This is a genomic window from Streptococcus sp. OH4692_COT-348 (assembly GCF_003859975.1).
GTDB lineage: Bacteria > Bacillota > Bacilli > Lactobacillales > Streptococcaceae > Streptococcus.
On record NZ_RQZB01000083.1, the window covers coordinates 1 to 404 of the forward strand.

General features: G+C 40.8%; 2 protein-coding genes. Both read right to left on the minus strand.

Translation table 11 applies throughout. The features are described 5' to 3' along the window. On the minus strand, positions 1-247 hold a 247-nt coding region (locus tag EII37_RS10985; protein WP_142997540.1), incomplete at its 3' end, for a YPDG domain-containing protein. Further along, on the minus strand, positions 174-404 hold a 231-nt coding region (locus EII37_RS10990), incomplete at its 5' end, for a Rib/alpha-like domain-containing protein (RefSeq protein ID WP_142997541.1). The genes EII37_RS10990 and EII37_RS10985, both read right to left, overlap by 74 nt.

Sequence of the window (404 nt, forward strand, 5' to 3'; positions counted from 1 at the left end):
CACTGCCGTCATTGTACTTCGGTGTGTAATCATCTTTATCACGGTTGACTACTGTTACAGTTACTGGTACTTCCTCTGTTGATCCATCTGGATATCTTACTAGAACTTTTCCTGTTACTTTATCCCCTGGATTCTTATCTGATGGAATGGTTACCGTTACTTTGCCTGTAGTTTTATCTACTGTGATGATTCCTGGTGTGCCTTGTATAAGTTGTTCCTGTTGGGATTTTCTTACCGTTTGCTTCACTTACTGGAATCTCTACTGATGAGCCTGGTTTACCACTTCCGTCATTATACTTCGGTGTGTAATCATCTTTATCACGGTTGACTACTGTTACAGTGACTGGGACTTCCTCTTCTGATCCATCTGGATATCTTACGAGAACTTTGCCTGTTACTTTATC